Raw genomic sequence first — 22,410 nt, forward strand, 5'->3', positions numbered from 1 at the left:
CCTTAGGGTCTCAGAACCATGGATCCGCGCGGCGGGCCACCATACAAGGCCGTGGGCCTCGTGACGATCGCGGTCACGGGGTTGGTCAGCCTGGTGTTGTATCTGCAATTCCGCGGCGATCTGACGCCGAAGGTGAAGTTGACGATGCTGGCGCCCCGGGCCGGCCTGGTCATGGATCCCGGGTCCAAGGTGACCTTCAACGGCGTCGAGATCGGCCGGGTGTCAGCCATTTCCGCCGTCGACCGGGACGGCGAACCGGCGGCCAGGGTCGTCCTCGACGTCCAGCCGGCGTACGTCGCGCGGATTCCGGCCAACGTCATCGGGGCCATCAAGGCGACCACCGTCTTCGGCAACAAGTACGTGGCGTTGACATCGCCCAGAGCCCCGGCGGCAGAGCCGATCTCGCCGGCGAGCCTGATCGACGCGACGTCGGTGACGACGGAATTCAACACGCTGTTCGAGACGCTGACCTCGATCACGGAGCGGGTCGACCCGGTCAAGCTGAACCTGACCCTCGGCGCCACGGCGCAGGCCCTGGCCGGGCTCGGCGAGAAGTTCGGTGCGGCACTGACCAACGGCGAAGCAATCCTCGATGACGTAAACCCTCGAATGAGACTTGCCCGCAACGACATCCGCCAACTGGCCAACCTGGGCGACACCTACGCCGACGCGTCCCCCGACCTGTGGGACGCGCTGGAGCACGCGGTGGTCACCGCACGCACCGTCGACCGTCAGGAGCGCGACTTGGATGCCGCGCTGCTGGCCGCCGCCGGGGTCGGCGAGGACGGCGCGGAGGTCATCGGCCGGGGCGGGCCGTACCTGCGGCGCGGGGCGGCCGATCTGGTGGGCACCAGCGAGCTGCTCGACGAGTACAGCCCCGCAATCTTCTGCACCATCCGCAATTTCCACGACGTCGCGCCGAAGATCCGAAACGCCCTCGGCGACAATCGCTATTCGCTGGGGGCGCACGCGAGCGGCGCGATCGCCGGCGCGCCCAATCCCTACATCTATCCGGAGAACTTGCCGAGGACCAACGCGCGGGGCGGTCCGGGCGGGCGGCCGGGCTGTTGGCAGACGATCACCCGGCAACTGTGGCCGGCCCCGCTGCTCGTGATGGACACCGGCGTGAGCATCGCCCCCTATAACCATTTCGAGCTCGGTTCGCCGTTGATCGTCGACTACGTGTGGGGCCGCCAGCTCGGCGACTACACCATCAACCCCTAGCTATTTCGCACCGCCAGCGCGGCGATCGCACCGGCCTCGTTGATCGCCAGGTGCGCCAGCATCGGCGCGGCGAGGCTGCCGGACCGGTCGGCCAGCCAACCGAACACCCAGCCGGCGGCGCCGGTGACCAGCACCGTGGGCAGGACCGGCGCGCCCGCCTCGCGCGCGTCGACGATGTGGGAGAGCCCAAAGGCGAAGGCCTGCAACATCCTTCCGCCGCGTCGGCCGAACGCGTCCGAGGCGGCGCGCGCCAGCGCCGCGCGAAAGGCGGCCTCCTCGGCCCACACGGTGCCCAGGGGTATGCGCACCAGCAGCCAGACCCGCACCGACGGCGGCAGCTCGCGGGTGGCCATCGATGCGCGCACGGGCGGCAGCCACGCGGAGGCGGCGATCGCGCCGCCGGCCGCCGCCGCGGCCGCCGACCCGATCCGCAGGCCCGAACCCAGGCTCGGTGGCCGCAGGCCGAGCCCAGGGCGGGTGCCCAGCACCAGCAACCCGCCGACGCCCGCCTGCGCCGCCACCCGCGTGGCGGTCGGCAGCCGCGGCGTCACAAAGCTCCAGCCGACCAGGGCGGCGGCCAGCGCCAGCGCCCGAAGGCCGCCTACCCGAAGAATCGCGGCAGCACCGCCTCGGAGGTCTCGCGGAGTTCTGTCAGCGAGACGGTGAACAAGCCCTGAACCTCGACAACTTCTGAATCCGGGTCCGCCACACCGATGCGGGTCGCGGGCAGTCCGCGCGCCTCGCACATCGAGCGGAACCGGCTCTCCTCGGTGCGCGGCACGGCGACCAGCACGCGTCCGGAGGACTCGGAGAACAACGTCACGAAGGGATCGACGTCGTCGGGAAGCACAATGCGGCAACCGGTTTCGCCCGCCAGGGCGGACTCCACGATGGCCTGGGCCAGCCCGCCCTCGGACAGGTCGTGGGCCGCGGACACCAACCCGTCGCGGGAGGCCGCCGTGAGCACGTCGGCCAACAGCTTCTCGCGCGCCAGGTTGACCCTGGGCGGCAGCCCGCCCAGGTGGTCGGCGGTCACCTGTGCCCACACCGAGCCATCGAACTCGTCGTGGGTGTCGCCGAGCAGGATGAGGGTTTCGCCCGGCTCGGCGCCCAGGCCGGTGGGGATGCGCCGTGCTACGTCGTCGATGACGCCGAGCACGCCGACCACCGGCGTGGGCAGGATGGCAACGGACCCGGTCTGGTTGTAGAAGCTCACATTGCCGCCGGTCACCGGAATGCCAAGGGCCGCACAGCCGTCGGCGAGCCCGCGGACCGCTTGCGAGAACTGCCACATCACACCGGGGTCCTCCGGAGAACCGAAGTTGAGGCAGTTCGTCACCGCGACGGGGGTGGCGCCGGTGACGGCGACGTTGCGGTAGGCCTCGGCCAGCGCGAGCTGGGCGCCGGTGTAGGGGTCGAGCGCGGTGTAACGCCCCGACGCGTCGGTCGAGATCGCGATGCCGCGGCCGGTGGTTTCGTCCACGCGCAGCACGCCGCCGTCCGCGTGCTCGGCCAGCACGGTGTTGCCGCGCACGTACCGGTCGTACTGCTCGGTGATCAGCGCACGGCTGCACAGGTGCGGGCTGCCCAGCAGCGCAAGCAAAGTCGCGCGCAGCTCCGCCCCGGTCGCGGGCCGCGGCAGCGCGCCCGACCCGTCGGCGTTCAGGGCGTCCTGCGACTCCGGCCGGGCGACGGGCCGCTGGTACACCGGCCCCTCGTGGGCCACGGTGCGGGGCGGCACGTCGACCACCGTCTCCCCGTGCCAGGTGATGCGCAGCCGGTCGCCGTCGGTGACCTCGCCGATCACGGTGGCGAGCACCTCCCACTTGCGGCAGACCGCGAGGAAGGCGTCGACGTTCTCCGGCGCGACCACGGCGCACATGCGCTCCTGCGACTCGCTGCAGAGCACCTCGGCGGGGGTCATCTCCTTGGCGCGCAGCGGGACGGTGTCGAGCCGGACGGACATGCCGCCGTCCCCGGCGGACGCGAGTTCCGAAGTGGCGCAGGCTAATCCGGCGCCACCCAGGTCCTGGATGCCGATCACCAAACCGCCGGAGTAGAGCTCGAGGCAGCACTCGATGAGCACCTTCTCCATGAACGGGTCGCCCACCTGGACCGACGGCAGCTTCTTGCGCGATCCGGTGCTGTCGAACGTGTCGGACGCCAGCACCGACACCCCGCCGATCCCGTCGAGCCCGGTGCGCGCCCCGAACAGGATGATCTTATTGCCCGCGCCGGAGGCGAAAGCCAGATGCAGGTCTTCCTGCCGTAACACGCCCACGCACAACGCATTCACCAACGGGTTGCCGGCGTAGGACGGGTCGAAGACGGTCTCGCCCCCGATGTTCGGCAGCCCCAGCGAGTTGCCATAGCCGCCGATTCCGCGCACCACGCCGTCGACCACGCGGCGGGTGTCGGGTGCGTCGGCCGCACCGAAGCGAAGCTGGTCCATCACGGCGACCGGTCGCGCGCCCATCGCCATGATGTCGCGGACGATGCCGCCGACCCCGGTGGCCGCGCCCTGGTAGGGCTCGACGTAGGACGGGTGGTTGTGCGACTCGACCTTGAACGTCACGGCCCAGCCGTCGCCGATGTCGACGACCCCGGCGTTCTCCCCGATGCCGGCCAGCATTCCGGCGCGCATCTCCTCGGTGGTGGTCTCGCCGAAGTAGCGCAGGTGCACTTTCGAGGACTTGTAGGAGCAGTGCTCGCTCCACATCACCGAGTACATCGCCAGCTCGGTGTCGGTGGGCCGACGGCCCAAGATCTCGCGGATGCGCTCGTACTCATCCTCTTTGAGGCCCAGCTCGGCGAACGGCTGCGGTTCGCCGGGGGTGGCCGCCGCGCGCTCGACGGTGTCGATCGCCTGCGTGGGTGCGCTCGTCCCGGAGACAGTCACGCCTGACAGTCTAGGGTGGCGCCGCCGCGGGTGTCCCGACGCCGCGGAGCAGGCGGTCGCTCACTTCATCGGCCGGGTAGAACAGCTCGACCGCGAGTTCGTCGAGGGTGACGTCGAGCGGGGTTCCGAAGGTTGTCAGCGTGGTGAACATCGACAGCGGTTGCCCGCCGCCCACGTCGAGCACGAAGGGGACGAGCAGCGCGCCCGCGTTGTCCGCCGGCCAGGCGTGCGTCTTGGCGGCTCTCGCGACCCCCGGGTAGGCGCGCACCTCCTCCTCGAGCGCCCGCAGTCCGGGGTCGCCGGTGAGCGTGATCGTGCGACGGAGCTGGTGCAGCAGGTAGGCCGACCATTCGGGAAAGTTCAGCGTCCGCCGGGCGAGGCCGTCGGGGTGAAGCGACAACCGGTAGACGTTGGCCGGGGGCCCGAGCAGCTCCGGCGGCAGGCCGTCGGTCAACGCGGATGCGGCGGCATTGGCGCCCATGATGTTCCAGAAGCGATCGATCACGACGCCGGGGTACGGGTCGTGGGCGTCGAGGAGCCGCTGCACCGCGTCACGGGCCGGGGACAGCGCGGCGTCGTCGAGCGGACGCGCTTGGTACCGGGGCGCGAAACCGGCGGCGAGCAGCAGCGTATTGCGCTCGCGGAGGGGAATGTCGAGGCCCTCGGCGAGGGTGAGCACCATCTCCGGACTGGGGCGCGCACGCCCGGTCTCGATGAAGCTCAGGTGCCGCGCCGATACGCCCACGGTCAGCGACAGGTCGAGCTGGCTCACCCGTCGCCGCTCCCGCCATTCGCGCAACAGAGTGCCTACCGCCGCGTGACCCACGCAGCAACGGTAACCGCGGCGGCGGACCCGTGGCGATGACCTCGGAGGTAATTGTGCCGCCGCACCGCGCGGGACACGCTTGCCACGACGCGCTCGATCGAAGCGCCCGACCCGGGAGGAATCATGACCGACATCCAATCCGCTCCGAAGTTCAGCGCCGAGGTGTTCGCGGCGTATTGGGCCGAGCCCACCATGTCCCGAGGCTTCGAGATCCTGGCCGACGACATCGTCGGCTATTGGCCCGGCGATCCCGAGCCGGTCCGCGGCATCGAGCCGTACACGGCCAAGATTGCCGAAATACTCGACACGGCACCGGATCTAACCCTTGAGGTCATCGACAGCGCCACGGTGCCCGGCGCCGACCCGGGCGAGGAGCTGGTGTTCCTGCACTACGTCGGCCGCGGAACCGGCCCCGACGGGCCGTTCGAGATACGCGGAATCGACCGGGTCCGCACCCGCGACGGGATCGTCGTGGAGAACGTGATCCGTTACGAGCCGATGTTCGTCGGCCGGTCCTGAGTGGGATCGAGTGTGCGCTCGCGCACTCAAGTGCGCGGGCGCACACTCACTGCCCCACCACGCAGAACACGTTGCCCTCGGGATCGGCCAGCACCACCCATCGGAAGTTCTCGCCGAACGAGTGCCGGCCCAGCTCGCGCGCCCCGGCCGCCGTCAGCCGGGACGCCTCGGCGTCGACGTCAGCAGCACTGAAGTCGAGGTGCACGCGGTTCTTCCCCGGCGTCGGATCGGGCACCTTCTGGAAGCCGAGCTTGGGTCCGTCCGGCAACGTGACGGCGGTGAACTCGTCGGCGAGCAGTTCCTGCGTCGTGCCGCCGAACTGCTCGGCCCACCAGCCGGCCAGCTGCGCCGGGTCGCTGCAGTCGAAGGTCACCATCTCCACTGTGAGCGCCATACGCTCAGACCTTAGGCGCCGACGGTCTCCGGGGAAAGAAACGCTTGCAGCGCAGCCGAATAGGCGGCCACGTCGCGGGCGCCCATCAACTCGCGCGCGGAGTGCATCGCGAGCTGGGGCGCGCCGACGTCGACGGTGGGGATGCCCGTGCGCGCCGAGGCGAGCGGACCGATCGTCGACCCGCACGGCAGGTCGGCGCGGTGCTCGTAGCGCTGGAGGGCGACCCCCGCCTGCTCGCACGCCAGGGCGAACGCCGCCGCCGTGCGCCCGTCGGTGGCGTACCGGAGGTTCGGGTGCACCTTGAGCACCGGCCCGCCGTTGACCTCGATGAGGTGGGCGGGCTCGTGGCGCTCCGGGTAGTTGGGGTGGGTGGCGTGCGCCATGTCCGCCGAGGCCAGCAGCGACGCCGGCAGCCGGCGCAGATAGTCCTGACGGTCGCCGCCGGCGGCCAGCACGATCCGTTCCAGCACGGTGCCCAGTAGGTCGGACTGCGCCCCGTGGTCGGACGCGGACCCGACCTCCTCGTGGTCGAAAAGCACCAGCACGGGGTGGTATTCGCCGGGCTCGGCCGCGAGCAACGCCTCCAGACCCGCATAGCAACTTGCCTGATTGTCCAGGCGCGGAGCGCTGAGCATGCTCGCGTCGGCACCGACCACCCTTGACGGCGTCAGGTCGTGCGTCATGAGGTCGGCGGACAACACGTCGCCGGGTGCCACCCCGGCACGCTCGGCGACGTAGTCGACGAACGACGCCGGTTCGGCGCCGGCGGCCCACACCGCGTTCAGGTGGCGCTGCGGGTCGAGCGTCAGCGACTTACGGTCCTCGGCCAGGTGGATGGCGAGCTGCGGAACCCGCAGGATCGGGTCGTCGATCCGCACGAGCCGGTGAGCGACGCCCGCGCCGTCGCGGATTGACAGCCGCCCGCTGATACCCAGATCGCGGTCGAGCCAAGAGTTGAGCCACGCTCCCCCGTACGGCTCGAGCGCCACGACCCGCCAGCCGACCACCAGCCGGTCGGGGTGTTGCTTGACCCGAAGGTTGGGGCTGTCGGTGTGCGCGCCGACGATTCGGAACGGCCGCGCGTTTGCGTCGGAGTTCCAGGCGATCAGGGATCCCGCGCGGACCGTGAAGTAACGGCCAGGTGTGTCCGGCCAGCGGTCGGCTTCGGCGAGTTCGGCGTATCCGGCCGCGGTCAGCCGCGCCGCGACCGTCGCGCAGGCGTGAAACGGCGACGGGGACGCGTCGATGAATTCGCAGAGGCCTGCGGCGCTGGCCGACATGCTCACCATCATCGCTGTCCGCACGAGTGGTGTGCGCGCCAGGTCGGACGTCGCGCCCGGCGCGGCTCCACACTTGCGCCGCATCGCGGCGCTCGTCGTCGCCACGCTCGGCGTATGGCGCGGCTCCATACTCGCGCCGCATCGCGGCGCTCGTCGTCGCCACGCTAGGGTCATGGGAGTGCCTCCGGTCCAGCCGCAACCCATCCTCGAGCCGTTGACGCCTGCCGCGATCTTCCTCGTGGTCACGATCGACGACGGCGGCGAGCAGGCTGTGCGCGACGCGCTCCCGGACATCTCCGGACTGGTGCGCGCGATCGGGTTCCGCGAACCGCCGAAACGGCTGTCGGCAATCGCCTCGATCGGCTCCGACGCGTGGGACCGGTTGTTCTCCGGGCCACGCCCCGCCGAACTGCATCCGTTCATCGAGCTGCGCGGCCCGCGGCACACCGCGCCGGCCACACCCGGTGACCTGTTGTTCCACATCCGCGCCGAGAGCCTCGACGTCTGTTTCGAGCTGGCCGACCGCATCCTGCGGGCGATGGAGGGCGCGGTCACCGTCGTCGACGAGGTGCACGGGTTCCGCTACTTCGACAACCGCGACCTGCTCGGCTTCGTCGACGGCACCGAGAACCCCGACGGCGCGCTGGCGGTCAGCGCCACCCGGATCGGCGCCGAGGACCCGGACTTCGCCGGATCGTGTTACGTACACGTGCAGAAGTACCTGCACACGATGTCGTCGTGGAACTCGTTGCCGGTCAACGAGCAGGAGCTGGTGATCGGCCGGACCAAACTCGAGAACCTCGAGATGGACGACGACGAGAAGCCGGCGAACTCCCACATCGCGCTGAACGTCATCACCGACGAGGACGGCACCGAGCTGAAGATCGTGCGGCACAACATGCCGTTCGGCGACCTCGGCAAGGGCGAGTACGGGACCTATTTCATCGGCTATTCCCGCACCCCCCGCGTCACCGAGCAGATGCTCGAGAACATGTTCCTCGGCGACCCGCCCGGAAACACCGATCGCATCCTGGAGTTCTCCACGGCGGTCACCGGATCGCTGTTCTTCTCCCCGACGGTCGACTTCCTCGACGACCCACCGCCGCTTCCCACCTCCGCGGAACCCGCGGCGCCGCTCCACGACGACGGCTCACTGTCGATCGGCAGCCTGAAAGGAACCACCCAATGAAGAACAACCTGTATCGCGAACTGGCACCGATCACCGACGCCGCTTGGGACGAAATCGAGATGGAGGCGACGCGCACGTTCAAACGTCACATCGCCGGACGGCGCGTGGTGGACGTCAGCGGCCCGGGCGGGCCGACGACCGCCGCGGTCAGCACCGGCCGCCTGACGGACGTCGCGGCCCCCACCGACGGCGTGGTGGCCCACCTACGGGCCAGCAAACCCCTTGTCCGCCTGCGTGTTCCGTTCAACCTGTCGCGCACCGAGATCGACAATGTCGAGCGGGGCGCCAACGACTCCGACTGGGACCCGGTCAAGGCGGCGGCCAAGAAGCTGGCCTTCGTCGAGGACCGCACGATCTTCGAGGGCTACGCGGAGGCATCGATTGACGGCATCCGCAGCTGCAGCTCGAACCCGGCGCTGACGCTGCCGGAGGACCCCCGTCAAATTCCGGACGTGATCACACAGGCGATCTCCGAACTCAGGCTGGCCGGTGTCGACGGCCCGTATTCGGTGCTGCTGTCGGCCGACGTCTATACAAGGGTCAGCGAAACCACCGAACACGGATACCCGATCCTCGAACACATCGACCGCCTGGTTCCGGGCGACATCATCTGGGCGCCGGCCATTGACGGCGCCTTCGTACTGACCACCCGCGGCGGCGACTTCGACCTGCAGCTGGGCACCGACGTGGCCATCGGCTACCTCAATCACGACGCCGACAACGTGCAGCTCTACCTGCAGGAGACGCTGACGTTCCTGTGCTACACCGCCGAGGCGGCCGTCTCCCTGGCCCCCTAGAAGCCCGGAAATTGGCCTGACATAAGCACTTTCGCACCACGGCCGAACGCTGTACGGCCGGCTCACCAGTTGCACATCAGGATGGCGACCGCCGGCCCACACTGACCACATGGCAGACCCGGCTGTTGCGCACCGTCGACTTGATGCATACTGGGTCACGCAACCCAAACTGGGGTTCCCGCCGTCACGCCGCGAGGAGGCAACTCGTGCCGCCAGTCCACCATCGCCACGCCAGCGTCGACGCCCATCGCCTGTTCTATCGGGAGGCAGGCGATGCGAACGCGCCCACACTGGTGCTGCTGCACGGCTTTCCGACCAGCTCGTACATGTTCCGTAATCTGATTCCCGCGATTGCCGATCGATACCACGTGATCGCGCCGGACCATCTGGGCTTCGGGCTCTCCGATGCGCCGCCCGTCACGGATTTCGACTACACCTTCGACGCCTTGACGGACCTGACAGAGCGCCTGCTGGAGACCCTGGGGTGTAATCGTTACGCCATCTACGTCCAGGACTATGGCGCCCCCATCGGTTGGCGGCTCGCTCTGCGCCGCCCACTCGCCATCGAGGCGATCATCACGCAGAACGGCAACGGATACGACGCCGGATTCGTGGAGAGCTTCTGGAAAATCGTCCAGGCTTACCAGCGCGAACCAACCGTGGACACCGAGACCGCGGTGCGGCAGTTCTTCACGTTGGAGGCCACCCGATGGCAGTACCTCACCGGGGTCCCCGACGAAACGGTGGTCGACCCGGAATGCTGGCACCATGACCACGCCTTGATTTCGCGGCCGGGCAACGACCTCATCCAACTGAAGCTGTTGCGTGACTACGCAACCAACGCACCGCTGTACCAGCGACTGCACGAGTATTTTCGGGCCAGCCAAGTGCCACTGCTAGCCGTGTGGGGCCGCGGTGACGAAATCTTCGGGCCGGCCGGGGCCGAAGCGTTTGGTGAGGACCTTCCCGACGCCGAGATCCATCTGCTCGACGGTGGACACTTTCTGCTCGAATCCGCTCTGGACGATGTCACGCTGCGGATTCGCGACTTCCTCGCCCGGCGCCTTTCGACGGCGCCGGGATAGGAGGGCCGACGCGCCCCACCAGTGGGCTGGATATCCCATTACCGCGGTAGTGTGCGGGCTAGCCTGAGGCGATGGCGGGTCCCGACGTTCGCGAGGAACAACGGTTGACCGCCAAAGGGCGCCTCACCCGCGACCGAATCGTGCAAGCGGCCGCCGAACTGATCGTCAACGAGGGGCTGTCGGCGGCGAGCATGGACAACGTGCGGAAGGCGGCGTCGGTCAGCGGCTCTCAACTCGCGCACTACTTCACGGACAAAAGCGCCTTGATACGGGCGGTCATCAGGCGCCAAATCGGTGTCGTTCTCGATTTTCACCGGCAGCCTCGCCTTGGCGGCCTGGAGTCATTCGACGACTTCGAGCGATGGATCGATCTGAACATGCGCTACCTGCGTCGGATCGGGTACACCGGCACGCCCACGTACCATGCCCTCGCCGCGCAGCTCGTGAAGTCCGACGACATGACGCGTGCCACCCTGGCCGAGGGGTACCGGGGCTGGATCGAAATGCTCCAAGGGGCCATCACGCGGATGAAAGACAGCGGTGTGCTGGTCAAACACGCCGACCCCCGGAACGTGGCGCTGGTCATCGTTGCCGCTCATCAGGGTGGCGGGACACTGGCATTCACGTATCGGGCCGAATGGCCGCATGCGGATGCCGTTCGGTTTGCGGTGAACTTTTTGCGACTGTTCGCAGACGACCCCGTCGAGCGAACCGCGCGTCCCGTGCGGCGACCCCGAGGTGGGCCTGGGCGGTCCAGCCGAGTGCGCAACGGGGGCAATATGCCTGAGAGTGCGCGGCTCACGCAGAAGGGACTGGCGACGCGGGCCCGCATCGTCGGCGCCGCCGCCCGCCTCATGTTTGCCCGGGGGGTCGCCGACACGAGCATCGATCAGGTCCGCCGGGCGGCAGGGGTGAGCGGGTCGCAGATCTCCCATTACTTTCACGACAAGGACGAGTTGACCCGTCGCGTCGTGGCCGCCCGCCGCGACGAGGTCCGGGATTTTCACACCCAACCGGCGTTGGGCAGCCTCGACGGCTTCGATGCGCTGCAGGCGTGGGCCGACGCCTGCATTGCCGCAACGGACGCCGTCTATCGAGTGGGTGGCTGCGTTTACGGATCGCTGGCCGGCGAGTTGATCGAGGCCGGAGATCAAGTACGACAGGAACTTTCGGCTGGGTACGACGAGTGGATCGCACTTTTCAAGAACGGCCTGACGGCGATGCGTGACCGTGGCGAGTTGCGTCCCGACGCCGATCCGCGCCACCTGGCCGTATCGCTCGTGGTGGCCCATCAGGGTGGCGCCATGCTCACCCACGCCACCAACGAGCCCGAGCCAATGCGGGTGGCCGTCAATGCCGCCGTCGACTACGTGCGCTCGTTCGCCGCGCGAAGGTCGACCCAACGCCGAGCGAAGATTTGACACCGACCTCACACCAGGACTGGACAGGAATGGGTCACACGGCCCATAATTAGTGGGTCACACGGCCCATAATGAGGGCCAGGGTGGGGAACGACGTCCGACGCTGCATCGATGAACCGGTGTTCGCCGACGTGTCAACGAGTCAGGAAGAGGCACAACACATGTCGATCACCGATGCACGCACAACGCCTCTCACGCAGCCGACCGTGGTCCGTGAGGAGCCCGGCGGGGAGATGATGCGGGCGATCGTGTTAGACGGCTTCGGTGGGCTCGAGAAGCTTGTCTACACCGACATTCCCAAGCCGCTGCCGAAAGACGGCGAGGTCGTCATCGCGGTCAAGGGCTTCGGAATCAACCACGCCGAGATGCACATGCGGCGGGGCGAGTGGGCCGAAGCCGCCGAGGTGAGCGGGATCGAATGCGTCGGGATCGTCGACGCATGTCCAGGGGGCGAATTCCGGGTTGGCGCGAAGGTGGCGGCGCTGATGGGGGGCCTCGGTCGAACCGTCAACGGCAGCTACGCCGAGTTCACGCGGGTGCGCGCGGACAACGTCGCACTCATCGAATCCGACCTGCCCTGGTCAACGCTGGCCGCGCTGCCCGAGACCTATGCCGTGGCCTGGACGTGCCTGTTTCGCAACCTCAACCTGAGCGCCGGACACACGCTCCTGCTGCGCGGCGCGACCTCCTCTTTCGGACAGGCCGCACTCAAGCTGGCGGTCGCCGCCGGCGCCGCCGTCATCGCGACCACCCGCAACCCCGAACGCGCTGGGCTCCTCATGAGCCTCGGCGCATCGCGGGTCGAGCTGGAGAGGCCGGACCTTGCCTCCCACCTCAACGAGTCCCGGCAACTCGACGCTGTTCTCGACCTGGTCGGAAACAGCACCATCCACGATTCCCTGGACATGCTGCGCCGCGGCGGCACCGCATGTCTGGCGGGATGGCTTGGTGGACTGGAACCGATCTCCGACTTCAATCCGTTGTTGCGCATGCCAAGTGGGGTAAACCTCAACTTCTTCGGCAGCTTCGTGTTCGGAACTCCGAGTTTCCCTCTTTCCGACGTGCCCCTGCAAGACATCGCCCGGCAGGTCGCCGAGGGCAAGCTCGACGCCAAGCCGGCACGTGTCTTCCCTTTCGACCAGATCCGCGAGGCGCACCGAGTCATGGAGGCGGGACAGGCCGGCGGCAAGATGGTCGTCGTCATGCAGTGAGGCAGCCGGGAATGCGGAGGCCACACGCCGCCGAACGAAGGAATCTTGAGCGCCGACTATGACCAATCCCTCTGAACCAGCCACCGCACCGTCCGTACTCGTCTTCGATGTCAACGAGACCCTCCTCGACATCGAATCGCTGGCCCCGCTTTTCGGCGAATTGTTCGGCGACGAGCGGGTATTGCGCGAGTGGTTTGCACAACTCGTCATGTATTCGATGACCATCACGCTGGCGGGCCGGTACGTGACCTTCTCGGTCCTCGCGCAGGGGGTGCTGCGCATGCTGGGCGACGTCCACCGGGTTGACGTCACCGACGATGACCTACAGCGCTTGAAGACGGGCTTGCTCACCATGCCGGCGCATCCCGACGCGGCCGACGGGCTCGCTGCATTGCGCAGCAATGGGTTTCGGCTCGTATCGTTGACCAACTCACCACCCAATCCCGACGGCCCGACGGCCTTGCAGCACTCCGGGCTGGGCGAGTTCTTCGAACATCAACTGACGGTCGACGCGTGCCGGGCCTTCAAGCCGTCGCCGGCGGTCTACCGGTACGCGTGTGAGCAGGTCGGCGCCCAGCCGCGGGAATGCATGATGGTGGCCGCCCACGCGTGGGACACACTCGGTGCGCAGAGCGTCGGCTTCAGCGCGGCCCTCATCACCCGACCGGGTAATCCGCCGTTGCCCGTACCTGGCCTGCCTCAGCCTGACCTCGTCGCGCAGGACGTGCGGCAACTGGCCGAACGACTCACCAGCAAGCCGGGTTGACGTCTCATTCATCCCGGGAAAGGACCGAAACATGCCCACTGACAACGCCTTCGACGTGATCGTCCTCGGCGCCGGGCCCATTGGGCAGAACGCCGCCGAACGCGCGACGGCGGCCGGCCTCGCCGTCGCCGTGGTCGAGCGTGAGCTCGTGGGTGGTGAATGCTCCTACTGGGCATGCGTGCCCAGCAAGGCAATGTTGCGTCCGGTCATCGCGCTCGCGGATACCCGTCACATCGACGGCGCGCGTGAGGCGGTGACCGGTTCAATCAACCCCGCGGGGGTCTTCGCCCGCCGCGACCGCTACGTCACCAACTGGGACGACGCCGGGCAGGCCGACTGGGTGCACGGAATAGGCGCGACATTGGTGCGCGGCCACGCGCGCTTCGACGGCCCGCGGCGAGTCACCGTGACGAGCCCGGGCGGCCAACACGTCGCGCTGATCGCACGCCATGCCGTCGTCATCTGCACCGGAAGCCGGCCGTCGCTGCCCGACTTACCCGGAATCGCCACGGCGAACCCGTGGACCAACCGTCGGGCGACCGACAGCAGCTCTGTCCCGGAGCGGCTCGCGATCGTCGGCGCGGGCGGTGTCGGCGTCGAAATGGCTTTTGCCTGGCAGGGTTTGGGCTCTCGAGTGACGTTGCTCGCCCGGACATCCGGCCTATTGCCCCGCATGGAGCCGTTCGTGGGCGAGCTGATCGGTCGCGGCCTCGTCGAGGCGGGCGTCGACGTGCGTATCGGGGTGGCCGTCCGCGCGCTGCGCCGGCCGGCGGGGGGTCCAGTGACGCTGGAATTGGACGACGGTTCCGCGCTGCAGGCCGACGACGTGCTGTTCGCCACGGGCCGAGTTCCGCTCACGGATGACATCGGCCTGGAGACGGTCGGCCTGACCCCGGGCAGCTGGCTCGACGTCGACGACACGTGCCGCGTGCGGGCGGTAACCGAGGGCTGGCTGTACGCGGCGGGCGACGTCAATCACCGGGCCCTGCTCACCCATCAGGGCAAGTACCAGGGCCGGATCGCCGGCGCGGCCATCGGCGCCCGTGCGGCCGGCATCCCGTTGGACACCGCCCCGTGGGGGGCGCACGCGACGACGGCAGATCATCACGCGGTGCCCCAGGCGTTCTTCACGGATCCGGAAGCCGCCGCGGTGGGGATGACGGCGGAGCAGGCCGACCGGGCCGGTCGTCGTACGCGTGCGGTGGATGTGGCAATCGGCGACGCTGTGATGGGGGCCAAACTCTACGCCGACGGATACCAGGGCCGGGCCCGGATGGTGGTCGACCTGGATCGCGGCTGCCTGGTTGGCATGACCATGGTGGGTCCCGGTGTCACCGAATTGCTGCACTCGGCGACGATCGCTGTGGCGGGCGAGATCCCCGTCGACCGGCTGTGGCACGCCGTGCCCTGCTTCCCCACGATCAGCGAACTGTGGCTGCGGTTGCTCGAAGCGTATCGGGACGCGCCCGGCGATAATTGACCCATGCCAACCGCAGACGGATTCCACCCCGATTTCGGCGACGATGCAACGGAAGTCGCGGGGACCCGCGTCCACCACGTCAGGTCGTCGGACCTGAACGCCGACACCGCGCAATCGGAAGGGCTGCGGCGCTTCGCCGCGCTCAGCGGCCGGTCGGTCGGCGCCGCGAAGCTATGGATGGGCGAGACGCACGCGTCGCCGCAAGCCGTCTCCTCGAACCATCATCACGGCGAATCGGAGACCGCGATCTACGTGCGAAGCGGCAATCCGGAGTTCGTGTTTCACGACGGCGTCAACGAGGTTCGAATTGCAACGGCGCCAGGCGATTACGTTTTCATCCCGCCGTACCTGCCGCATCGCGAGGAGAACCCCGATCCCAGCACGCCGGCGGAAGTGGTGATCGCCCGCAGCACCCAGGAGGCCATCGTGGTCAACCTGCCGGAACTCTATCCGCTGCGGGCCGAGTGATAGACGGCGATCTCGACGAGATTCCCGTCGACGTCGCGGCAGTAGTGGGAGGTCATGGGTCCCAGCGCGCCCGCCTTGGTCACGGGGCCGGCGATGATCTCCACTCCGCATGCGGCAAGGTGGCCGCGGACGTCGTGCGGACTGGACCGCGTGACGAAGCACAGGTCCGCCGAACCGGCCGCCTCGCCCGCGCCGGTCATCCAGGCGGGATCATCGGCGAGGGCCCCGACGGGCCGCAGGTTGATCTTCTGCTCGCCGAAGCGCAGCGCTATGCGGTTCGACGGCCCGAACACCTCCCGCCGCATCCCGAGCACCCGCTCGTACCAGGCCGCCGTCGCCTCCACGTCACGGCAGTTCAGCACGATGTGGTCGAACCGTTCCACCGTCAACGCCACGCTCGGTCCTCGTTTTCACTCCGTCGGGATCGACCCGGGCCCGCAGCCGCCACCATAATCGGTCGATGACCGCCGCAGCGCCGACGGTGTATCCGGCCCGCCGGCTCATCACCATGGAGCCGGACGGCGTCGACGCCGACGCCGTCGCGGTGTCGGGTGACCGGATCGTCGCGGTGGGATCGTTCGCGGACCTGCGGCACGACGGTGTTGTCGACGACCGGTTCGCCGACGCCGTGGTGTGCCCCGGCTTCATCGACCAGCATCTGCATCCGGCCCTCGGCGCGACCACGTTGATGACCGACGTGATCGCCCCGGAAGAGTGGGCGCTTCCAGGCCGCACCTTCCCGGCGGTGCAATCCGAGGAGGATTATCGGCGCGCGCTGCGCACCGTTGAGCGCGCCCAAGATAGTCCACGGGAGTGGCTGTTCTCCTGGGGCTATCACCCGTTGTGGCACGGTGCCCTCGACCGGGCCGTCCTCGACGGGATCAGCCGCACCCGCCCCATCGCGGTCTGGCACCGATCCTGCCACGAATGGTTCCTCAACTCGCCGGCGATCGAGGCGTTGGAGCTCACCGAGGCGCAGATGGCGGCCGGCGGCCCGGCCAGCCACATGGTGGACCTCGACCGCGGGCACTGGTGGGAGTCGGGGATGAACCTACTGCTGCCGAGGCTCGCTCCGGTCTTCATGAGTACCGAACGCGTCACCGCGGGCCTTCGCCAGCTGGTCCGCTACCTGCACCGCAACGGGGTCACCGCAATCAACGAACCCGGCATCATGTGGGACCTCGAGCCCTGGCCGCTGTACCAAAAGATTCTGGGGGCCGACGACACGCCGCTGCTGTCGACCTTCTTCGTCGACGCCCGCAGCCAGGCCGACGCCGGCATGGATCCCGCCGACGCGGTGGCCGACGCCGCGGCACAGGTGGCGCGGGCCCGCGTTGGCAAGGTTCGGCTGCTGCCCAAACACGTGAAACTGTTCGCCGACGGCGCCATCATCAGCCAGCGCATGCAGCTGAGGGAGCCCTACCTCGACGCGGCGGGGCACCCCGATCTTTGCCACCACGGTGAATGGATGATGCAGCCCAACGTGTTTCGCGCATTCGCCAAGGTGTATTGGGACGCAGGGTGGCAGCTGCACATCCACGTCAACGGCGATGAGGCCCTGGACATGGTGCTCGACACGATCGAGGCTTGCGCGGCCGAGCGTCCGCGCCGCGATCACCGCACGGTGATCGTCCACTTCGCCAATTCGAGCGAGGACCAGATCGACAGGATCGCCCGGATCGGCGCGATCGTCTCGGCTAACCCCTACTACCCGGTCGGCTTCGCGGACAAGTACGCCGAGTACGGCCTAGGACCCGCGCGTGCGGACGCGATGGTGCGGTCGGCCTCGGTGCTGCGGCGCCGAATACCGCTGTCGTTTCATTCGGACCTGCCGATGGGCCCCGCCGCCCCGCTGACCCTGGCCTGGTGCGCGGTCAACCGCCGCACCCCCAGCGGACGGACCGTCTGCCCCGAGCAGCGGGTTGCGGTGCACGACGCCCTGCGCGCGATCACGATCGAGGCGGCGTACTCGTGGCGGATGGACCACGACTTGGGCAGCATTGCCGCGGGCAAGCTCGCCAACTTCACCGTTCTCGGCGACGACCCGTATGCCGTCGAACCCGATGTCCTGGACCGCATTCCGGTGCTCGGCACCGTCTACGCGGGGCGGTGGTTTCCGGCCGGCGGGTGAGCGCGCAGGCCCGCTCAGCAAATTCTCAACCTTTTCTTCGACACCACATTGCCTGCCTCCAAGGGTGCCCAAAGTCACAAACACCACCATGGATCCATGACGAGCGAGCCCTTGGGCGCCAAGCTGATCGAAAGCTATCTCCAGACCCGCGGCAGCCGGTATTTCCGCGGCCGCCACGACGGGGAATTCTTCTACGTCGCAAATACCCGACCCCGGCGGCTGCACGTCCACCTCGAGATGTCCGCAGACAACGACGTGCTGGTCATCCGTGTGTCTCCGGCGTCCTTTTTCCCCGCAGCGCAGCGTTCGTCGCTGACACGGTTCGTCGACGCGTGGAACGCCCAGAACCGCGAGGTGACCGCCATCCTGCACGATTCGTCGGATCCGGAACGCATCGGCGTCGTCGCTCACAGGTCTCAGTGGATCCCGGCCGCGGCGTCATTCGACGACTTCGCAACCTTCGTCGACGGCACGCTCGCCGACGCCATCGAGCTGTTCGGTGAGTTGGCGCTCGTGGCCGACTTGTCGGCGCCGGCGCTGCGCGACGCGAGCTGAGGCGCGTGCTCAGGCCGCGAGCACCGCATCCAGCGCCGAGTAGAACAGGCCGAGCCCGTCGTCCGACGGACCCGTCAGCGCCTCGATGGCGTGCTCGGGGTGCGGCATCAGCCCGACGACGCGACCGTTGGCGGAGCTGACGCCGGCGATGTCGTTCAGGGAGCCGTTGATGTTCTCGTGGTAGCGGAACACCACCCGGCCCTCGCCCTCGAGCTCGTCGAGCACCTCGGCCGGGGCCACGTAGCGACCCTCGCCGGATTTGAGGGGGATGAGCAGGTCCGCCTCGGGCTCGAAGCGCGAGGTCCAGGCCGTCGACGTCGACGCCACCCGCAACCAGACGTCACGGCACACGAAGTGCAGCCCGATGTTGCGGGTGAGCGCGCCGGGCAACAGGCCCGCCTCGCACAGCACCTGGAATCCGTTGCAGATGCCCAACACCGGCATGCCGTCGCGGGCGGCGTCGATCACCTCGGCCATCACCGGCGCGAACTTGGCGATCGCGCCGGCCCGCAGGTAATCACCGTAGGAGAAGCCGCCCGGCACCACCACGGCGTCGACGCCACGCAAATCGGCATCGGCGTGCCACAAGCTGACCGCCTCGGCGCCGACGCGACGCGCGGCGCGGGCGGCGTCCACGTCGTCGAGCGTGCCGGGGAAGGTGATGACACCGATCCGGGCGGTCACGGGGTCTCCCGGCTGATCGTCCAGTCCTCGATCACGGTGTTCGCCAACAGCGATTCGGCGATCTCGGCGAGCGCGGCGTCGTCCACCGAGTCGTCGACTTCCAGCTCAAATCTCTTGCCCTGACGGACATCCGAGATGCCGGGATGACCCAGCCGGCCCAGCGCCCCGACGATCGCCTGACCTTGCGGGTCGAGGATCTCCGCTTTGGGCATCACATTGACGACCACCCGGGCCACTGGCGTTCCTCCTAGCTCCGTCTTCCGGCCAACCTTACCGGCGACCTCGCCCGACGGGCACGAGAGCACAATCGTAAGCATGCAGCTGACGCATTTCGGCCATTCCTGCCTGCTTGCCGAGTTCGGCGACACCCGCCTGCTTTTTGACCCGGGCACATTCGCGCACGGGTTCGAGGGAATCACCGGGCTGACCGCCATCGTGATCACCCACCAGCATCCCGACCACGTGGACGTCGGGCGGCTACCGGCCCTGCTCGAAGGCAACCCGGACGCCGCGCTGTACGCCGACCCGCAGACCACCGCGCAGCTGGGCGACCCGTGCCGCCAGGTGCGCGTCGGCGACGAGCTGGCGATCGGCCAGGTGACCGTTCGCGCCCTCGGTGGGCGGCACGCCGTCATCCACCCGGACATTCCGGTGATCGAGAACATCTCGTATCTGGTGGGCGACGGCGAGCATGCCGCGCGCTTCATGCATCCCGGCGACGCGCTGTTCGTGCCCGACGAGCCGGTGGACGTGCTGGCCACTCCGGCGGCCGCCCCGTGGATGAAGATCGCCGAGGCCGTCGACTACCTGCGCGCCGTCGCCCCGCGGCGCGCGGTGCCCATCCACCAGGGCATCATCGCCCCCGATGCGCGCGGAATCTATTACGGCCGGCTCAGCGAAATGACGAGCACCGACTTTCAGGTGCTGCCCGAGGAGGACGCGGTCACCTTCTGACCGCGAGCTGGGGGCACCCCAGCTCGGCGAACGAACCTAGGCGATGTCGTCGGCGGCGGCCCGGCCGGCCGCGCGTCCGGAGAAGATGCAGCCGCCCAGGAACGTGCCCTCCAGCGCCCGGTAGCCGTGCACGCCGCCGCCGCCGAACCCGGCCGCCTCGCCCGCCGCGTACAGCCCGTTGAGCGGAGTGCCGTCGCCGGTGAGCACCCGCCCGTTGAGGTCGGTTTCGATGCCGCCCAACGTCTTTCGGGTGAGGATGTGCAACTTGACCGCGATCAGCGGGCCCGCCTTGGGGTCGGTCAACCGGTGTGGTGCGACCACCCGCCCCAGCCGGTCGCCGAGGTACCCGCGTGCGGCCCGGATCGCGGTGATCTGGCCGTCCTTGCTGAACCTGTTGGCGACTTCGCGGTCGCGGGCGGTGACCTCGGCCTCCACCGTCGCGTAGTCCAGCCGCTCCACCCCGGGCAGCCTGTTCATCGCGGTCACCAACTCCCGCAACGAATTCGCGCTCACAAAGTCGGCGCCGCGGTCGACGAACGCCTGCACCGGCGCCGGCGGCCCCGAACGCGCACGGTTACGCACCAGCTCGCGCACGCTCTGGCCCGTCAGGTCGGGGTTCTGCTCCTGACCCGACAGCGCGAACTCCTTCTCGATGATCTTGGCGTTCAAGATGAACCAGGTGTAGTCGTGCCCGGAATTGGTGATGTACTCCAGCGTGCCGAGGGTGTCGAACCCGGGATACAACGGCACCGGCAGGCGTTTGCCCGTAGCGTCCAGCCACAGCGACGACGGCCCCGGGATGATGCGGATGCCGTGCAACGGCCAGATCGGGTCGTAGTTCGTGATGCCCTCGGTGTAGTGCCACATCCGGTCCGGGTTTATCACCCGGGCACCGGCCTTCTGGGAGATGGCGATCATCCTGCCGTCGACGTGGGCGGGTACCCCGCTCAGCAGCTGCTCGGGCACCCGGCCCATCCGCTTCGGCCAGTTTTTGCGCACCAGGTCGTGATTGCCGCCGATGCCGCCGCTGGTCACCAGCACCGCCGGTGCGCGAAACTCGAACTGCCCCAATGGCTCCCGCGAGGAGGGCGCCCCGCGTGGCGCCGCCGACGGCTCCAGCACCGTGCCCCGGACGCCAATCACCGCGTCGCCCTCCGTGATCAGCTCGTCAACCTGATGACGGTGCGCGAAGCGCACCGTCGAGCGGTCGCGGAGCTGACGAACGAAGATGTCGACCAGCGCGGGCCCGGTGCCCCAGGTGATGTGAAAACGCGGCACCGAGTTGCCGTGGCCCTGCGCGCCGTAGCCGCCGCGCTCCGCCCAACCCACCAGCGGGAAGAGCTTCAGCCCGCGGGCGCGGAGCCAGCTGCGTTTCTCCCCCGCCGCGAAATCGACGTAGGCGTGCGCCCACTGGCGCGGCCAGTAGTCCTCGGGACGATCGAACGCCGCCGTACCCAGCCAGTCCTGCAGGGCGAGTTCGTGGCTGTCGCGGATACCGAGGCGGCGCTGCTCGGGACTGTCCACGAAGAACAGGCCGCCGAACGACCAAAACGCCTGTCCGCCCAGGTTCGCGCTGTTCTCCTGGTCGACGATCAGCACCCTGAGCCCGCGGTCGACCAGTTCACAGGCCGCGACCAGGCCCGACAGCCCCGCGCCCACGACAATCGCGTCAGCGGCGAAGGCCGCCGCCGGGGAGTTGCCCATGTCGGACCAGGGTAATGGCCGATAGGCCGGACCCCGGGATCAGGCGGCGTCGAGTATCGCCTTGTCCGATCGCCAGTGGTACACCGACGGGGTGCAGCCGTGCATCAGGGCCAGGTCGACCGCGTCGACCATGGCCTGCAACGGTCCGGGTTTGCGCAGCTGGCGGGCGGCCACGGCCACCCGCACGATGCCCTCGCGGCGGGCGATGCGCTCGGCCGACAGCACCACCATGCGACACCACCACGGCTCGGTCAAAAATCCCTCCCCGATGCCGAGCACCCGGGTGCGGACGGTCTGGTGACGAACCAGATCGGTGATGCCGTGCAGATCGGCGAGCAGACGAAAACCGTTCTGCGGCAGCGCCTTCACCACGCCCGGTGACACGACCCAGCCGGGCGCCGCGAACAGCCTGGTCCGCAGGCCCAGGTGCTCGAGCACCCGGTCGGCCGCCATCAACTTCAGGTTGGCCTCGTGCGCCCGCAGCACGGCGAACTCGCCGCGGCGTTTCTTGGTGGCCGGGTCGTCGTAACCGTGCAGCACGATGGCGTCGCCGCCGGCGCGGCGTGCGGTCAGCCACTCAACGGTGTGCGGATCGTGGTCGAGCCGGTAGTCATTCTTGAGCCGGGGGGCCACCAGCAACGAGAGGGGGACGCCGCGGGCGTCCATTTGCGCGCAGAACGCCTCGACGTCGCCGAGGGTGCGTTCGCCGATCCCCGAGACCGAGACGATCAATTTTCCAGACACACCCGCAGTTTGCCGATCCCAGGTTTCAGGACGGTGAAGGACACGCTGACAGCAGGCGTATATACCGCGCCGCCGACGC

General features: G+C 68.6%; 23 protein-coding genes. 13 read left to right on the top strand and 10 right to left on the bottom strand.

Annotated elements, in window-relative coordinates:
• Positions 1-18 precede the first annotated feature (18 nt).
• On the top strand, positions 19-1,224 hold the full coding sequence (locus tag GPY60_RS06295) for an MCE family protein (protein ID WP_156686782.1): 1,206 nt from the start codon (positions 19-21) through the stop codon (positions 1,222-1,224).
• Here the strand turns inward: GPY60_RS06295 and GPY60_RS06300 are convergent.
• Genes GPY60_RS06300 through GPY60_RS06310 form a run of 3 tightly spaced genes read right to left on the bottom strand, consistent with a single transcriptional unit; the run spans position 1,221 to position 4,949 of the window.
• Entirely contained in the window at positions 1,221-1,838 is a 618-nt protein-coding gene (locus GPY60_RS06300; protein WP_231639401.1) for an Rv0804 family intramembrane glutamic endopeptidase, read from the bottom strand. The genes GPY60_RS06295 and GPY60_RS06300 overlap by 4 nt on opposite strands.
• Complete coding sequence (gene purL, locus GPY60_RS06305; protein ID WP_156686783.1) at positions 1,826-4,123, bottom strand: phosphoribosylformylglycinamidine synthase subunit PurL; 2,298 nt, start codon at positions 4,121-4,123, stop codon at positions 1,826-1,828. Before purL ends, GPY60_RS06300 begins: the two co-directional genes overlap by 13 nt.
• Before the next feature lie 10 nt (positions 4,124-4,133).
• On the bottom strand, positions 4,134-4,949 hold the full coding sequence (locus GPY60_RS06310) for a helix-turn-helix domain-containing protein (RefSeq protein ID WP_156686784.1): 816 nt from the start codon (positions 4,947-4,949) through the stop codon (positions 4,134-4,136).
• A 123-nt stretch (positions 4,950-5,072) separates the two neighbouring features.
• On the opposite strand from GPY60_RS06310, the gene GPY60_RS06315 reads away from it, so the two are divergent.
• A complete protein-coding gene (locus tag GPY60_RS06315) occupies positions 5,073-5,468 on the top strand; it encodes a nuclear transport factor 2 family protein (protein ID WP_156686785.1) in 396 nt (131 codons plus the stop codon).
• 46 nt (positions 5,469-5,514) lie between these two features.
• On the opposite strand, the gene GPY60_RS06320 is transcribed toward GPY60_RS06315, so the two are convergent.
• Together GPY60_RS06320 and GPY60_RS06325 are read right to left on the bottom strand one after the other, a co-directional pair.
• Positions 5,515-5,862 carry a VOC family protein gene (locus GPY60_RS06320; RefSeq protein ID WP_156686786.1) on the bottom strand — a complete coding sequence of 116 codons (348 nt, stop codon included), beginning with the start codon at positions 5,860-5,862 and terminating at the stop codon, positions 5,515-5,517.
• 11 nt (positions 5,863-5,873) lie between these two features.
• Complete coding sequence (locus tag GPY60_RS06325) at positions 5,874-7,142, bottom strand: M18 family aminopeptidase (protein WP_156686861.1); 1,269 nt, start codon at positions 7,140-7,142, stop codon at positions 5,874-5,876.
• Positions 7,143-7,314: 172 nt separating this feature from the next.
• Between GPY60_RS06325 and GPY60_RS06330 the strand changes: the two genes are divergently transcribed.
• The 8 genes from GPY60_RS06330 (at position 7,315) to GPY60_RS06365 (ending at position 15,559) form a co-directional block, all read left to right on the top strand.
• On the top strand, positions 7,315-8,331 hold the full coding sequence (locus tag GPY60_RS06330) for a Dyp-type peroxidase (RefSeq protein WP_197283560.1): 1,017 nt from the start codon (positions 7,315-7,317) through the stop codon (positions 8,329-8,331).
• The gene (locus GPY60_RS06335; RefSeq protein ID WP_156686787.1) at positions 8,328-9,128 is read left to right on the top strand and encodes a family 1 encapsulin nanocompartment shell protein; all 801 of its coding nucleotides are present in this window, start codon (positions 8,328-8,330) and stop codon (positions 9,126-9,128) included. The genes GPY60_RS06330 and GPY60_RS06335 overlap by 4 nt, the downstream gene beginning before the upstream one ends.
• 206 nt (positions 9,129-9,334) lie before the next feature.
• On the top strand, positions 9,335-10,213 hold the full coding sequence (locus tag GPY60_RS06340; RefSeq protein WP_156686788.1) for an alpha/beta fold hydrolase: 879 nt from the start codon (positions 9,335-9,337) through the stop codon (positions 10,211-10,213).
• A gap of 71 nt (positions 10,214-10,284) precedes the next feature.
• On the top strand, positions 10,285-11,634 hold the full coding sequence (locus GPY60_RS06345; protein ID WP_156686789.1) for a TetR/AcrR family transcriptional regulator: 1,350 nt from the start codon (positions 10,285-10,287) through the stop codon (positions 11,632-11,634).
• 161 nt (positions 11,635-11,795) lie between these two features.
• A complete protein-coding gene (locus GPY60_RS06350) occupies positions 11,796-12,845 on the top strand; it encodes a zinc-binding dehydrogenase (RefSeq protein ID WP_197283561.1) in 1,050 nt (349 codons plus the stop codon).
• A gap of 58 nt (positions 12,846-12,903) precedes the next feature.
• The gene (locus tag GPY60_RS06355; protein WP_156686790.1) at positions 12,904-13,611 is read left to right on the top strand and encodes a haloacid dehalogenase type II; all 708 of its coding nucleotides are present in this window, start codon (positions 12,904-12,906) and stop codon (positions 13,609-13,611) included.
• A gap of 31 nt (positions 13,612-13,642) precedes the next feature.
• On the top strand, positions 13,643-15,091 hold the full coding sequence (locus GPY60_RS06360; RefSeq protein ID WP_156686791.1) for a dihydrolipoyl dehydrogenase family protein: 1,449 nt from the start codon (positions 13,643-13,645) through the stop codon (positions 15,089-15,091).
• 3 nt (positions 15,092-15,094) lie between these two features.
• Complete coding sequence (locus GPY60_RS06365) at positions 15,095-15,559, top strand: cupin domain-containing protein (protein ID WP_156686792.1); 465 nt, start codon at positions 15,095-15,097, stop codon at positions 15,557-15,559.
• On the opposite strand, the gene GPY60_RS06370 is transcribed toward GPY60_RS06365, so the two are convergent.
• Positions 15,538-15,954: a VOC family protein gene (locus tag GPY60_RS06370; protein ID WP_156686793.1), complete on the bottom strand. Its 417-nt coding sequence runs from the start codon at positions 15,952-15,954 to the stop codon at positions 15,538-15,540. The two genes, GPY60_RS06365 and GPY60_RS06370, sit on opposite strands and share 22 nt — an antisense overlap.
• A gap of 65 nt (positions 15,955-16,019) precedes the next feature.
• On the opposite strand from GPY60_RS06370, the gene GPY60_RS06375 reads away from it, so the two are divergent.
• Positions 16,020-17,690 (top strand): amidohydrolase, encoded by a 1,671-nt coding sequence (locus GPY60_RS06375; RefSeq protein ID WP_156686794.1) that lies wholly within the window; start codon positions 16,020-16,022, stop codon positions 17,688-17,690.
• Between the two features lie 96 nt (positions 17,691-17,786).
• On the top strand, positions 17,787-18,245 hold the full coding sequence (locus GPY60_RS06380; RefSeq protein ID WP_156686795.1) for a YbjN domain-containing protein: 459 nt from the start codon (positions 17,787-17,789) through the stop codon (positions 18,243-18,245).
• A gap of 9 nt (positions 18,246-18,254) precedes the next feature.
• On the opposite strand, the gene purQ is transcribed toward GPY60_RS06380, so the two are convergent.
• Positions 18,255-18,929, bottom strand: coding sequence for a phosphoribosylformylglycinamidine synthase subunit PurQ (gene purQ, locus GPY60_RS06385; RefSeq protein ID WP_156686796.1), 675 nt, complete (start codon positions 18,927-18,929; stop codon positions 18,255-18,257).
• Positions 18,926-19,165 (bottom strand): phosphoribosylformylglycinamidine synthase subunit PurS, encoded by a 240-nt coding sequence (purS, locus tag GPY60_RS06390; RefSeq protein WP_156686797.1) that lies wholly within the window; start codon positions 19,163-19,165, stop codon positions 18,926-18,928. Before purS ends, purQ begins: the two co-directional genes overlap by 4 nt.
• A 79-nt stretch (positions 19,166-19,244) precedes the next feature.
• Between purS and GPY60_RS06395 the strand changes: the two genes are divergently transcribed.
• Positions 19,245-19,883 carry an MBL fold metallo-hydrolase gene (locus GPY60_RS06395; RefSeq protein ID WP_156686798.1) on the top strand — a complete coding sequence of 213 codons (639 nt, stop codon included), beginning with the start codon at positions 19,245-19,247 and terminating at the stop codon, positions 19,881-19,883.
• A 36-nt stretch (positions 19,884-19,919) separates the two neighbouring features.
• Here the strand turns inward: GPY60_RS06395 and GPY60_RS06400 are convergent, their stop codons facing one another.
• Both GPY60_RS06400 and GPY60_RS06405 read right to left on the bottom strand, forming a co-directional pair.
• Positions 19,920-21,587 carry an FAD-binding dehydrogenase gene (locus GPY60_RS06400; RefSeq protein WP_156686799.1) on the bottom strand — a complete coding sequence of 556 codons (1,668 nt, stop codon included), beginning with the start codon at positions 21,585-21,587 and terminating at the stop codon, positions 19,920-19,922.
• A gap of 39 nt (positions 21,588-21,626) precedes the next feature.
• Positions 21,627-22,331, bottom strand: coding sequence for a DUF2334 domain-containing protein (locus GPY60_RS06405; protein WP_156686800.1), 705 nt, complete (start codon positions 22,329-22,331; stop codon positions 21,627-21,629).
• Positions 22,332-22,410 lie beyond the last annotated feature (79 nt).

The organism is Mycobacterium sp. Marseille-P9652, assembly GCF_902652685.1.
GTDB lineage: Bacteria > Actinomycetota > Actinomycetes > Mycobacteriales > Mycobacteriaceae > Mycobacterium.